Genomic DNA, 13538 nt, shown 5'->3' with positions numbered 1-13538 from the left:
CAAACTTTTTAAATGAAATACATCGTCCCTGACTATGTGAAGAAACGCTACGACCAGGTTCTCCCTGGTGGTATGGATGAGTGGCCCGTGGTGACGATGAGTCAAAACCGGATGGCCTTTGTAGAAGAGGTTGCTAAAGAAAGCGTTGAGCGCATTAAAAAGGTCACCAAAAACCGTGAAGGGCTCATTGAGGAGATCGAAACTACGCTTTTTCGGGAAAAACTACGGATTAAAAGAAACCCTTGGGCCGTAGATCCAGAAGATGAAGCGGGTTTTCTGGCTAGCATCAAGGAACGACTCGTAGAGATCTCGCAAGACGATCTCAGCAATGAGGAAATTGATGAAACCTTAGATGAAATTCTGCAAGAGATCATCTTTCGCTACGCCGATGAGATCGCAGGGAATTTTAAAAAATCAAGGTATCGAATTGCAAGAAGTATTGTCACCTTTGGTTTTGCCCGTCTACTGAATGCCTCCCGAGCACGTGGCTTTTGGTCAATCTTCAAAACCAAATTTACCCTTCAAGACAAAATTCATATCACTGGTGAAGTGGAGCAGCTGCGCACGCTGGCTAGAGAAGGCACCATCATCATGGTGCCCACCCACTTTAGCAATTTAGATTCTATCCTTGTGGGATGGGTGATCAGTGCCCTTGGCTTACCCGCCTTCATCTATGGTGCAGGACTCAACCTCTTCAATATCAGGATCTTCGCTTATTTCATGAATAGCCTTGGCGCATACAAGGTGGACCGAAGAAAAAAGAACCTCCTCTACTTGGAGACCTTAAAGACGTATTCCAGCAAAGCGATTCAAAATGGATGTCATAGTTTGTTTTTCCCTGGTGGCACACGATCCAGGTCCGGGCAAATTGAAAAAAGGCTAAAACTGGGCTTGTTGAGTACGGCAATTGAAGCGCAACGCATCAACTATCAAAAAGGAAAACGCAATGCCTTAGAAAAGATCTTCGTGGTACCCGTCACCTTGAATTACAATTTTGTGCTAGAAGCACCCAGTCTCATCAGTCAGTACCTGAAGATGCAGGGTCAAGAAAGGTACTACGTTGAAAATGATGAATACTCCACCTCGTACAAGATCTCGGCCTTCCTCTTCAAGTTCTTCACCAAAGGATCTCACATTTCTGTATCCATTGGCAAAGCCATGGATGTACTGGGCAATTTTGTCGATAACGAAGGAAAGAGTTACGACAAAAAAGGTCGTGTGATCGATACACAAGAGTATTTTACGCAAGATGGACGAGTCATCTCGCACAACCAGCAACGAGAAGACGAGTACACGCGGATGCTAAGCAACCGCATTGTTGAAGAATTTCATCGGATCAATAAGGTGTTCGCTAGTCATCTGGTGGCTTTTACCGCTTTTGAGATCTTCAAAAAGCGATACCATAAACTCGACCTGTACAATTTACTCCGGCTTCCTGAAGAAGATCTCACGATTGAGCAAGACGAATTTGCTCAGGTATTTGACCGTCTGCTGAAGCAGGTCCATAGCCTGCACAATGAAGGAAAGGTCGGTATTTCGCCCTACCTGACAGGAGCGCCAGAGGAGATCATTGAACATGGATTAAATAATGTGGGCATGTACCACGCGAAAAGACCTTTGATCAGAACATCAAATGGGACCTTCACCACGCAGGATCTTAATTTATTATTTTACTATCACAACCGATTAGTAGGTTATAATCTTGAGCAACATGTCTGAGCATAAAGTTGGTGTTTTTGGCGCAGGTAGTTTTGGGACAGCGGTGGCGAATCTCTTAGCTCGCAATACCGATGTGCTGCTCTATGCCCGAAACCCTTCGAGCATTCAAACCACTCCTCAAGGGAAGGTTTCAGCAGGGCAGCGCTTACACGAGCGTGTTACGGTGACCCATGAACTCGATGCACTACCCAAGGCCTGCAATATCCTATTTCCCATCGTGCCCTCCTCCTCTTTTCGGTCACTGATGAAAGACCTTGCCCCCTATTTACGTCCTTACCATATGATGATCCATGGTACGAAGGGACTAGACCTGCAATTAGATGAGGACCCCAATGCACCCCTGACCAGAGCGAATGTATTTACCATGTCAGAGGTCATCAAACAAGAAACTGTCGTTGTCCGTGTCGGCTGCATGGCCGGCCCAAATTTAGCCTCTGAGCTTTCAACAGGACACCCTGCCGCGACCGTTATTGCCTCCCCATTCAACGAGATCGTAGAACAAGGAAAAGCCTTGTTAAGGTCAGAGAATTTTCAGGTCTATGGTAATTCGGACTTACGAGGTGTTGAACTTTGTGGAGTGCTGAAAAATATCATCGCCATAGCCTCCGGTATTCTGAGCGGCTTGGGCTTAGGCGAAAACTCCAGAGGACTGCTGGTCAGCAGAGGGCTGGTTGAAATGATCTACTTGGGTCAGGCGCTTGGAGGAGAGATCTCCTCTTTCATTGGCCTCGCCGGTATCGGAGATCTGGTGGCGACAACCACTAGTAGCAATAGCCGAAACTTTACGCTGGGTTATAAGATTGCGAGCGGTAAAACCTTAGAGGAGGCCTTAGCTGAAATGGATGAAGTGGCCGAAGGCTTAAATACGATCAAGATCATCCGGCAACTCGCAGAAGCTCAAGGCTTAAAACCCTTGATCACAGAAACCCTTTACAAGATCCTGCTCGAAGGCATGAAACCAGAAGATGGGGTCAACTTTCTGATGCGTTACCCAGGCCATATAGACATTGATTTTATTTGATCAGGGCTTGCATAGCCCGAATGCGTTGCGCCAATGCAGGATGTGAATAATTCACAAAGACATACCAAGGATGCGGCGTCAAATTACTCAAAGAATGCCTTGACAGTCCTTTCAAGGCACTGATCAAAGGTTTCCCATCAAAGGTCTTGACGGCAAACTCATCGGCTTGGTATTCGTTACGTCTGCTTAAGATGTTCATGAGAAGTCCCGTCGTTCTGGAGATCGGTGTGTACAAAATACCAAAGGCAATAAAATTGAGGTGTATTCCGAGCTGTTCAGCCCCTAAGGCCAACGAGATATCTTCATTAAAGATCATGAGCGACATGATAAAAAATGTAATGGCCAGCTGAAGAATACTCAATACCAAACTCTGACCGATGTGTTTCTTTTTGTAATGCCCGACTTCATGAGCCAATACCGCCACCAATTCCTCCGTGGTATGATTGGCGATCAATGTGTCGTACAACACGATCTTCTTTCGTTTGCCTAAACCTGAAAAAAAGGCATTGGCTTTTGTCGAACGCTTAGAACCATCGATGACATAAATATTGGTCAAAGGGAATTTTACTTGCTGCGCATATGCTTCAATAGCTGTTTTGAGCTCACCATCCTCCAAGGGCCTGAGTTTGTTGAACAGAGGCATGATCAAAGACGTGTAAAACAAATTCATGAAAAGTATAAAGACACTCACCAACAACAAGGCATAGATCCAAAAATCACCACCTAATTCCAGTACGATCTTCAACAGGGCATAACCCAAAGGCAAGCCTATGACTAGGGCTAAAAAGTACCCTTTTATTTTATCGAGAAAGAAGGTTTTAAGAGTTGTTTTATTGAAGCCATAGTTTTGCTCAATGACGAACGTGGCGTAGTACGAAAAGGGAAGGTTCACGAGATCCGAGCAAATAAAAATGACGGCAAAGAAAGCCAAGCCCAACCACACCGGATCATTGATATAGCCCCTTAAGAACTGATCCAAGAAACCAAACCCTCCGAAGCCAATAATGAGTAGAGAAAGCAAGGTGCTAAATACCGAAGTACTTAATCCAAATTTGGCCTTTTCCTTTTGATAAGCTTGAGACTTGCGGTATTCCTCTTCCGAATAAACATCTTCTAATGGCTTAGGAATGGGTCGATCAAATCGCTTGTAATTCAACAAATTTAAGGCTTGATCAATGGCATAATCAAAAATAACAACACCTAAGATCAGGTAGAGTAACTGGTTGGGTTCCATTCAAATTTACCGCTTAATTTTTAGGACAAGGGATCCTCCAACGATTTCTCGGAACTCTCAGTGGCTTATTAAAATCAAGAAAATAAGTCATAGAGAATTCATGCGCACCGCCGGCATTGGGCCCAAGTTCTGACAACGTATAGTCATAACTATACCCGATGTTGAAATTGTTTGTTGTCACCCCCAAAATAAAGATGAGTGCCTCGTTATTGGGAAAAGTAGTGCCATCCGTCGCTTCGAAAGGACTAAAGGGTAGTCCACGGTATTGAAAACCAAAATTCACAGGTTCTAAATGGATATACGCACCAACGTCCAGCTGCGAAAATTGTCCTTGCTGCTTATACTGAAATACCGGAGTAAGGCTTCTCTCTGCTCGCGTGTAGGTCAGGTCCTTTCGCAATGGCCCTTCTCCAATTTTAATTTTCATTCCCCCATGAATGGTAAGCCTTTGGGGCAATCGACTTTCTGGTACTATTAATTCTGCAAAACCATCTCCATCTGCATCAAAATTATAAGGGTCTAGCAGTGACTGATCTGGTTCTGTCAAATGCTGCAGAGCGGCTCCCAGAAATAAGGTCCTGGTATAGAATACCCCACCGACGCTGTAATCCAGAAAGTTCGTCCTCAAACCCTGCCCGATCACTGACGGATCGGTTATGGTCGGATCAATAGCGCCCGAAATGGGGTCGATTTGGTTGGCAAAGACTAGGTCTTGAAAACCTGCACTGCGATTAAAATAGCTGACTTGAATACCCGGACTAAAGATCAAGTTTTCTGAGATACGTAATTGGTATGCATAACTCAACCCTAAACTGGTTGAATTCAACCCTGCCAGACCTTCACGGTCGGTGGTCACAATAAATCCAATACCACTATTGATGTTTTGCAAATAATGGTCAGCAAAGAAGGAAAAGGTATTAAAGGATGACTCTAAGTTAGGCCATTGATTTCGGTAATTCACACCAAAGCGTGTGTATCCTGACGCACCTGTGAACCCTGGATTAATGTAAAGAGGGGCTGCATAGAATTGGGTGAATTGGGGATCCTGCGCCTTCAACTCTGTAAAGGAGGTCATCGCCAAAACAAAAAGTACGAGCAACCGCTTAATCATGTGCAAGTATAACATTTAAATGCATCAACACCCTAACGCAACAATTGGTCTTATGTTTTATTTACGCTTTAAGAGTTTGGAGTGACTCACCAAAAAAGTTTTCCTTTAACTTAGAGTCTTTATAAAGGCGCTGAATATAATAAAAAGTCCTATAATGGCGTAATTAGTTTATCCGTTTACCTAAAACTTTTGCTTCGGACCTGTGTGAAAACTACACCTAAACATATCCTTCTCATCCTCTTCCTTTGCTCTGGCTTATCGGCCTTTGGGCAAGGCTTTAGCGATGTGAACTGGTACTTTACTGGTAATAACAGAGGGCTGGTGTTTGGGAAAGAGAATAGCGCAGAGCCCATCATCGATCTGGGGAAGGTTGCCCAAACCAATCCGGGAGAAAAAGTGACCATCACTGATCCTATCTCAGGAGAACTGATTGCCTACAGTGATGGCAACACCATTTTTGATGCGTCGCATGCTCCCATGCTCAATGGAGAAGATATTTTAACCGACGGTACGGGTATACAGGCCATGGCGGTGAGCCCCGTCCCTGGCCCTGGATCTCAAGGCAAATACTACCTCTTTCACCGCAATGATAATGGCGAAATTTTAGCGACTATCATTGACCAGACGCTTCAAGGCACTCGACCAAATGGCCCACCATTAGGGGAAGTCACAACCAAAAACCTACCTATGGGTGTCAATGCAAGAGGTGATGGCATGCTCACCGTATCGAATGCAGATGGCACTACATTTTGGCTGATCACTCAGCAAGAAAATGGAGGAATGATCGAGTTCTTCGAAATCCCTTTTGAAGGAGGATTGTTGAATTCAGCGGGAGTAACGAATCTTACCGTCCCGATCACCACAGCCTCCATGGCCTTTCATAATGGAACTGGTAGAATAGCCTTAGTCCCGGCAAATGATACGAACATTCAAGTGTTGGATTTTAATCCAAATATTCCGGAGATCCTCTTTGAACGTAGTGTATTGAATTCTTTCGCTTTGAATGAGTCATTCGGTGGAAATGCAGGTTGGTCGTTGTCCGGTGATTATGTTTATTTCAGCCGAAATAACGGGACAACAGGAAATATTTACCGATACCCTTTAACCGACTCGTTAAGCGCAATAGAGCCCGTGTTGACCACAGCAGTTGCTGAAAGCTTTAGTCTAAAGATGGCTCCTGATAGTAGCCTTTACCACCTTTATCGTGCCTCTGCAGGGGGTGAGATCCTCCTTGGGCGCATTAACGAGGCAGACAGCCTTATCGACCAAGTCGATTACGAAGCAGCACTTTTGGATTCGGAACGGTTTGAGTCCAGGTACTTTACCAATTTCAATCCACCTGAGAGCATTCAACCACAGATCTTCGCTTTGGCTCAGAGTGATGGCTTGTGTATGAATAACCCCATTCAGTTCTACCCCATTATCGTTCCGGATAATGCCATACCGACCTCTGTCACCTGGGATTTTCAACCTTTGAATATACAGTCCGGCAATTATGCCCCCATCATGACCTTTGAAGAAGCAGGTCCTGTATCCTACACCGTGACCGCAGAGATCAACGGCCAGTTCATTTCTGCCAACGGCATGGTCATGATCGATCAAAACGACTTGCAAGTCAGCCTTCCGGATACCACTATTTGTCCTGGTGAAGTATTGACATTAGATGCAGAACCTCAATCGGGCGGTCAAGGACAGCAAGGAGGTGCCTCAGGGGGTCCGTATACCTATCTTTGGAATACCGGCGAAACGACCTCCTCGATCGATGTCACCGAAGCAGGCAATTATTGGGTGGTTGTGTCTCCTCAAAATGGATGTCCCGTCTATGCCACCACGGAAGTGAGGGTTTACGGAGTGGAAACGAGTAGTGCCAATATCTGGTACTTTGGTGATGGCGCCGGCATCGACTTTAATGAAGAAGACGGTCTGCCTCCCCCTCCTCGAAGTATTGAAACGGCCCATGCCATGGTTGCCCCAGCGGGAACTTCCACCATTTCAGACCAAAATGGAGATGTGCTGTTTTACAGCAACGGCACAACCGTTTGGAACAGAGAAAATGAAATCATGCCTAATGGAACGGAGATCGGTGGTGATAGCCTCTCCACTCAAGCAGCCATCATTGTTCCCTTTATCGATGACGAAACACTTTATTACATTTTTACCACAGAGCAAGTCTACGGCATCAACACCTTCCGATTGAAATACTCGGTTGTCGACATGAAGGAAGATGATGGTAAAGGGGATGTGATCATCAAGGACGTGGTATTGTTTACCAAAAGCACAGAGAAACTTGCCGCCTTTGAGGCAGGTGGAGGTTATTGGGTCATCACACATGAATATGGCACCAATAGTTTCAGGGCTTACCCCGTGCTCCCCGATGGAATTGGGGCTCCCGTAATTTCATCTGCGGGTAGAATTCACTCAACAAATGACCCCCTCAGTGGCCAAGCAGGGATGAAATTTTCAAATGATGGCACTCGGCTTGCAACTGCGGTCATTGAAGGAGAGGATGACTTTGCTGAAATCTTTTCCTTTGATCAATTGACTGGTGAAGTAACCGAACTGGAGTATTCCATAGATCTTAATGAAGGAGGCCCCGCGGTCAACGATGAAGTGTACGATGTGCATTTTTCTAATGGAGGAAATAAGCTCTTCGCAACGATGAACAATCGAAATACCGGTTCAGCCGGTGGAAGAATACTTGAGTACCGCATCGACACCTTCTCTACAGAAGCCACGCGGCAAGCGTCCAAAACCAACATTGCCCAACAAACGACAGGGGTAAATTTTGGTCAAATTCAAACAGCGCCTAACGGCCAATTGTTTGTCGCCGTTGAAGACCAAAGTTTCGTTGGTGGAATTGTGGCCAATGAAGATAGCCTTGTCAGCTCTACCTATACTCCGCAACAACTGGCCTTAACTACCGGCACTTCTTTGCTGGGTCTTCCTAATTTCGTTCAGAACAATGCCAGTCCACAACGGACACCCGGTTTCTCAGCAGATTCACTACTTTGTGTGGAACAAGTGTTAACACTCTCCGGAGCCGGTACTTCAGATATCGATGAATTGTCTTTATCCATTACCAACACAATAGATAACAGCACTATCTTTTCAGTCACCGCGACGGAAACATTGGATACGACCTTTGTTTTTGCTCAGGGAGAAGGTGGTCTTTACAATATCAGCTTGAACATCGCCAACCGATGTGGGCTTGACACAACTTTTGTTCAACGCCTGGAGGTCTTGGACACACCTGCACCGCCTACCATACCTCAGGCCGTCTCTATTTGTGAGCCCAACGGCACCACCTTGGATGCCGCACAAGGAATTGACGCGACAGGATTGACCTTTGAGTGGACGGATAGTCAAGGCACGGTCGTTTCTACGAACCAAGTCTACACGATACAAAGGCAGGAGATCTATCGTGTGACCATTGCCAATCAGCTAGGCTGTACTTCCTCAGGGGAAGTTTTCGCAGGGCCACCCTTTGAGATTCAACTACCTCCCACTGCGGTGATCTGTGAAGGCGCGGCATTGGCATTGGATCCACAAGTCAATGCCACCAATTACATTTGGACGGTCACAGATGCCAATAACGTCACAACGACCTTACCGAATCAAAGAAGAGCTGATGTGATCAGTACTGTCCCCGGCACCTTCTCATATGTGGTGTCTGTAGAAGACCCCATCACCCCAGGTTGTTTTGTGAATGACACCACAGTGGTGACCATCAATCCACTAGGGCAAGGCCTAGCCAATAACATCGTCAACCCTGTATGTGGTGCTACAGATGGTAGCTTCACCTTTGACATCACTACCACAGGAAGCTATTCCTATTTTGTGACGGGTAATGCCACTGGTATTGCTGCACAAGGCAGTGTGAATGGACCTACCACCGGCATCAGCGTAAACGGCTTGGCTGCTGATACCTACACCGTACAATTGACTGACAATGCCAGCGGCTGCGTCAACAACATTCAAAATATCAATGTGCAAAATGACCCACCAGATTTCACGATCACGAGTACAACACCGTCAAACGCAGACTGTAATAGTCCAACCGGTAGCATTCGTGTGAGTTTAAGCGCCAACGCTTTCCCAATCACCTATTCTTTAACCAATACCAGCACCAGCACGGTTTTGACCAATACAGTGAATGTTCCCATAACGGGTTCCACCTTTGATTTTGAGATCACTGGGTTGGCTGGAAGTACCTACGACTTAGAGGTGGTCTCTTCGGGTGGCTGTACGCAGTTGGCTTCGGGAATTGTGTTGGCCGTTCCTTCTCCTGTACAGTTCGATACTGAGCCTTTCGTTGATCTATGTGCACCAAATGCGACATTGAGCATAAACAGTTTCACTCCGGCCAGTACAACTTTTGAATGGCGCGGTCCAGATGGGGCGGTTATTACAACTAATGCTCAATCTATTACTGCCACTGAAAGCGGCACCTATACCGTTACAGGGAGCGCACCTGGATTTTGCGCTACTGCGCAAACCATTGTCCTTAATCTGAGCATTCGGCCCGAAGTCAATATTGTCCGTGATGGAGACGGCTGTGATGGCCCGATAACACTAAGGGCGGAAGTCACTAATCCTCAGGCAGGAGCCAATTACATCTTCAATTGGGATTCAGGAGAAAGTAGTCAGACCATTCAAGTCAGTCAAAGTGGCACGTATACGGTAACTGCGCGCAATGCGGTTGACCTTACCTGTGCTTCAACACCGGTCACCGAAACGGTTGCCATACCTGAACCGATCACTGCTCGAATAGCACAAACACCGGCTTGTAATGATAGTTCAGACATCACACTGAGCGCCGATGTGTTGACAGGGTCTCCAACTAGTTTCCAATGGACCTTTGGGAACCAACCGGTCGGAAGTGGGCAAAGCATTGTCGTAAGCAATGAGGGGGTTTATACGGTAGCGATCAGTGACGGGGCCTGTGCAACGACCTTAAGTATCAATGTTCGCAGACAAAATATTCCGGAAGGACAACTCCCTGAATTGGATTATTATTGTTCAAGCCGGACTGATAACCCGGTGCTGGTAGCCGGAAACGGATTCGACACCTACGAATGGACACTCGATGGTGTTCCTTATCCTCAGGCCGATCGAATCTTAACGGTTGAGGGCCCAGGTGTCTATGTGGTGACCATGACCACAGCCATTGGCTGCGTCAGAACAGATACTGTCGAGATCATCGAAAGCTGTGACCCGACCATTGTTGCACCCAATGCCTTTGCCCCAACGAGTCCAGCGCCAAACAACACCTTCTCTGTTTTCCCAAATCCATTTGTAGCCAATTTTGAGATCTACATTTACAGCCGATGGGGAGAGCTAGTTTATCAGAGCAACATACTAGACTTCAAATGGGATGGTACCTTCAAAGGTCAGCTACTTCCCCTAGGCACCTATCCCTATGTGATCAAATTTACCTCGCGGTTTGAACCGGAAAGAGGAGTATTCGAGCAGCAGGGAGCGGTGACCATCATCCGATAAAACAAAAAACCCGAGAATCTGCTTAAGCCAAGTAGATTCTCGGGTCCTCTTATTTCTAGTTGGCTTTAGGCATCAAGGGCAGCTACACCTGGCAGCACTTTGCCTTCCATATATTCCAATAAAGCTCCTCCACCCGTTGAAACATAGGAGACATCGTTGCCAAAGCCTAATTGATTGACTGCAGCAGCGGAATCACCACCACCGATAAGCGAAAATCCGCCCGCCTTTGTTGCCTTTACGATAGCTTCTGCAACGGCCTTCGTGCCGGAAGCAAAATTTTCCATCTCAAAAACACCCATTGGTCCATTCCATAAAATGGTTTTCGACTCTTTGATCACACCAGAAAAAACCTCGGCAGCTTGTGGGCCTATATCCAAGCCCATCCAACCTGATGGAATGGCATTGTTCATCGCTACCTGCGTATGCGCGTCGTTGGAAAATTCATCCGCTATCACCGAATCAATCGGTAAATGAAGCTCAACACCTAATTCTTTTGCTTTTTGGATCAAAGCTTTGGCTAGCTCCAGTTTATCTTCCTCCACCAACGAATTGCCTATTTCACCTCCCATGGCCTTGAAAAAGGTATAACTCATGCCTCCGCCGATGATCAGGTGATCAACACGTTCCAATAATTTTTCAATGATCAAGATCTTGTCTGAGATTTTAGCTCCTCCCATAATGGCTGTCATCGGCTTCTCTCCTGTCTCAAGAACTTTTTGTGCATTATCGATCTCGGCTTGCATCACAAAACCACAGCCTTTGTCTTCAAAGAATTGTGCGATCACCGCCGTCGAAGCATGCGCTCGGTGCGCAGTGCCGAAAGCATCGTTGATGTAGATGTCTCCATGAGCTGCTAGCTTCTTTGAAAAAGCTAGGTCTCCTGCTGTCTCTTCTTTGTAGAAACGTAAATTCTCCAGCAACAAGACCTCACCCCCTTTTAGTGTTCGAGAGAGCTCAAAAGCTTCCTCACCAATGCAATCAGGACCAAATTTTACCGAGGTCCCAAAAACATCTGATAAATGATCAACTAAATGTCTTAAAGAGAATTTTTCTTCAGGACCACCCTTTGGCCTCCCCAAATGAGACATAAGAACCACTGCTCCTCCTTCGTCCAAAATCTTTCTGATTGTGGGTGTAGCAGCTTTTATTCGGGTAAAATCGGTGATCTCAAAATTTTCATTCAATGGGACATTAAAGTCCACGCGAATGAGTGCTCTCTTGTTCGAGAAGTTAAAGTCATTTAGATTTTTCATAATACAGATTTGGCTGTTGCTCTTCTAATTCTATCATTGATCGCTCTACCTAATCCTTCATTGGGAACGAATTGGGTAATGATAGTATGAATGTCTTTATTTTCGTCGAGGGAACGAAGCCCCTTGAACAGATTCTTTGCCGCCTCATTCAAATCACCGGTAGCGCTTAATACGACTTGGTTCTTGATCGGAAGCAGGGCTAGGGGTTCTTGAAACATCAAGGAACCAAATTGAGTAAAATCCGTGATCTCACCCATGTTGATGTCCTCTAACCGCACGATGGCTTTTTTCGGGGCATAATGACTTTTTAACATGCCAGGAGCCGCGGGCTGAGAACTTGAATGGGTGGCTACGGCTATGGCACCGATCTCATCTTCGATATCTTCTACCGATAGCCCACCTAAACGCAATACCTTGGGCATGTCTTCTAAAAAACTGATGATGGTCGATTCAATACCCACCTTGGCCTCCCCTCCATCCAAGATGTAATCGATTTGATCTCCAAGCTGTTGCTCCACATGTTGTGCCGACGTCGGACTGACATATCCAAATGGATTGGCACTCGGTGCCGCCACAGGAAAGTCAAGGGTCTTCAATAAAGATAACGTCAACGGATGGTTCGGCACACGACATGCCACACTTGATAAGCCTGAGGTGGTCAGATCGGGTACTATTTCTTCCTTTTCAAGCAAGATAGTCAAGGGCCCGGGCCAAAAGGTTTGCATTAAATGCTCGGCCTTTGGCGGAATTTCCTTTGTGAAACGCTTTACCTTCGACAGGCTATCGGTATGAACGATCAACGGGTCGAAGGAAGGCCGGTTCTTTACTTCAAAGATCTTACGAACCGCGTCTGCATCAAACGCATTTCCTGCTAAACCGTAAACTGTTTCAGTGGGAATAGCTACCAATCCTCCTTCTTGTAATAGTTGCTTCGCCAGCCCAATATCGTTTCCGATGAGCGCCATTATTGCATACAATTTTCTGCAATCACTTCGCTTACTCCTTCAATACCGAAACTCTGTGCACTGAATAAGTAGTTACAGCCTTCTACTTGATTGTCTCTGGCGATCTCGGCCAAGCCCAACCAATAATAAGCTTCTCCTAATTCTGGATCGTAAGCCAAAGCCTTTTTAAAACTGAAGATGGCATCACTGGGGTTATTGATCCTCAGCTCTGCCTTGCCTTTGTTCAATAAAATGATCGGACTTTCCGGCGAAATACTCAGCGCAAATTGAAAATCAAAAAGGGCTCGGTCGAATTCGTCATACTTGAATAACAAGGCACCACGATTCAAATAAAGATCTACCACAGTCGAATCCAACCCAATGGCATAATCAAAATCGAGCATGGCCTCATTGTCCTGCTCTAGGGCTGCTAAAGCTACACCCCGATTGAAAAACGCCTTGTAGTTGGTTGTATCGACATTGATGGCAGTACCGAATAACTCGACACTTTTTTGATATTCACCCAATCTCATTTGGGCCACACCCAGCGCATTTAAGGCAGTGTATTGATAGGGTTCCCTTTCCAGCACGCGTTCGAAGTACGGAACAGCCGCTTCATATTGTGCAGCATCCATCTTGGCAATGCCTTGCTCAAGTAACTCCTCTCGAGTAGGAGTACAACTCATTACCAAAACAAAGAAAAGGAAGAAGCGCCAGTTGTCTTTTTTCATAGTTCACCCTTGAAAGCCCAAAGATA

The 13538-nt window shown here is 46.0% G+C and carries 8 protein-coding genes; 3 read left to right on the top strand and 5 right to left on the bottom strand.

Going from position 1 to position 13538, the window contains the following annotated elements:
* Positions 1-12 precede the first annotated feature (12 nt).
* Together AC2D6U_RS00245 and AC2D6U_RS00240 are read left to right on the top strand one after the other, a co-directional pair.
* Positions 13-1719, top strand: a complete 1707-nt coding sequence (locus AC2D6U_RS00245) for a 1-acyl-sn-glycerol-3-phosphate acyltransferase (protein WP_484718927.1) — start codon at positions 13-15, stop codon at positions 1717-1719.
* Positions 1712-2740 (top strand): NAD(P)H-dependent glycerol-3-phosphate dehydrogenase, encoded by a 1029-nt coding sequence (locus tag AC2D6U_RS00240; RefSeq protein WP_484718926.1) that lies wholly within the window; start codon positions 1712-1714, stop codon positions 2738-2740. Before AC2D6U_RS00245 ends, AC2D6U_RS00240 begins: the two co-directional genes overlap by 8 nt.
* On the opposite strand, the gene AC2D6U_RS00235 is transcribed toward AC2D6U_RS00240, so the two are convergent.
* The gene (locus tag AC2D6U_RS00235) at positions 2733-3974 is read right to left on the bottom strand and encodes a M48 family metallopeptidase (RefSeq protein ID WP_484718925.1); all 1242 of its coding nucleotides are present in this window, start codon (positions 3972-3974) and stop codon (positions 2733-2735) included. The two genes, AC2D6U_RS00240 and AC2D6U_RS00235, sit on opposite strands and share 8 nt — an antisense overlap.
* Positions 3975-3987: 13 nt before the next feature.
* Positions 3988-5085 (bottom strand): PorP/SprF family type IX secretion system membrane protein, encoded by a 1098-nt coding sequence (locus AC2D6U_RS00230; protein WP_484718924.1) that lies wholly within the window; start codon positions 5083-5085, stop codon positions 3988-3990.
* A gap of 204 nt (positions 5086-5289) precedes the next feature.
* Between AC2D6U_RS00230 and AC2D6U_RS00225 the strand changes: the two genes are divergently transcribed.
* Positions 5290-10584, top strand: coding sequence for a T9SS type B sorting domain-containing protein (locus AC2D6U_RS00225; protein WP_484718923.1), 5295 nt, complete (start codon positions 5290-5292; stop codon positions 10582-10584).
* A 65-nt stretch (positions 10585-10649) separates the two neighbouring features.
* On the opposite strand, the gene AC2D6U_RS00220 is transcribed toward AC2D6U_RS00225, so the two are convergent.
* The 3 genes from AC2D6U_RS00220 to AC2D6U_RS00210 are packed head-to-tail and all read right to left on the bottom strand — an operon-like array spanning position 10650 to position 13512.
* Positions 10650-11837, bottom strand: coding sequence for a phosphoglycerate kinase (locus tag AC2D6U_RS00220; RefSeq protein ID WP_484718922.1), 1188 nt, complete (start codon positions 11835-11837; stop codon positions 10650-10652).
* Positions 11834-12802, bottom strand: coding sequence for an L-threonylcarbamoyladenylate synthase (locus tag AC2D6U_RS00215; protein WP_484718921.1), 969 nt, complete (start codon positions 12800-12802; stop codon positions 11834-11836). Before AC2D6U_RS00215 ends, AC2D6U_RS00220 begins: the two co-directional genes overlap by 4 nt.
* Positions 12802-13512: a tetratricopeptide repeat protein gene (locus AC2D6U_RS00210; protein ID WP_484718920.1), complete on the bottom strand. Its 711-nt coding sequence runs from the start codon at positions 13510-13512 to the stop codon at positions 12802-12804. The genes AC2D6U_RS00215 and AC2D6U_RS00210 overlap by 1 nt, the downstream gene beginning before the upstream one ends.
* Positions 13513-13538 lie beyond the last annotated feature (26 nt).

The sequence above is a fragment of the Roseivirga sp. YIW32 genome (assembly GCF_057219245.1).
This window is presented reverse-complemented; position numbering and strand designations above follow the sequence as displayed.

Coding starts and splice junctions, on each gene's coding strand:
- AC2D6U_RS00245 (WP_484718927.1), top strand. CDS start 13: ATGAAATACATCGTCCCTGACTATGTGAAGAAACGCTACGACCAGGTT.
- AC2D6U_RS00240 (WP_484718926.1), top strand. CDS start 1,712: ATGTCTGAGCATAAAGTTGGTGTTTTTGGCGCAGGTAGTTTTGGGACA.
- AC2D6U_RS00235 (WP_484718925.1), bottom strand. CDS start 3,974: ATGGAACCCAACCAGTTACTCTACCTGATCTTAGGTGTTGTTATTTTT.
- AC2D6U_RS00230 (WP_484718924.1), bottom strand. CDS start 5,085: ATGATTAAGCGGTTGCTCGTACTTTTTGTTTTGGCGATGACCTCCTTT.
- AC2D6U_RS00220 (WP_484718922.1), bottom strand. CDS start 11,837: ATGAAAAATCTAAATGACTTTAACTTCTCGAACAAGAGAGCACTCATT.
- AC2D6U_RS00215 (WP_484718921.1), bottom strand. CDS start 12,802: ATGGCGCTCATCGGAAACGATATTGGGCTGGCGAAGCAACTATTACAA.
- AC2D6U_RS00210 (WP_484718920.1), bottom strand. CDS start 13,512: ATGAAAAAAGACAACTGGCGCTTCTTCCTTTTCTTTGTTTTGGTAATG.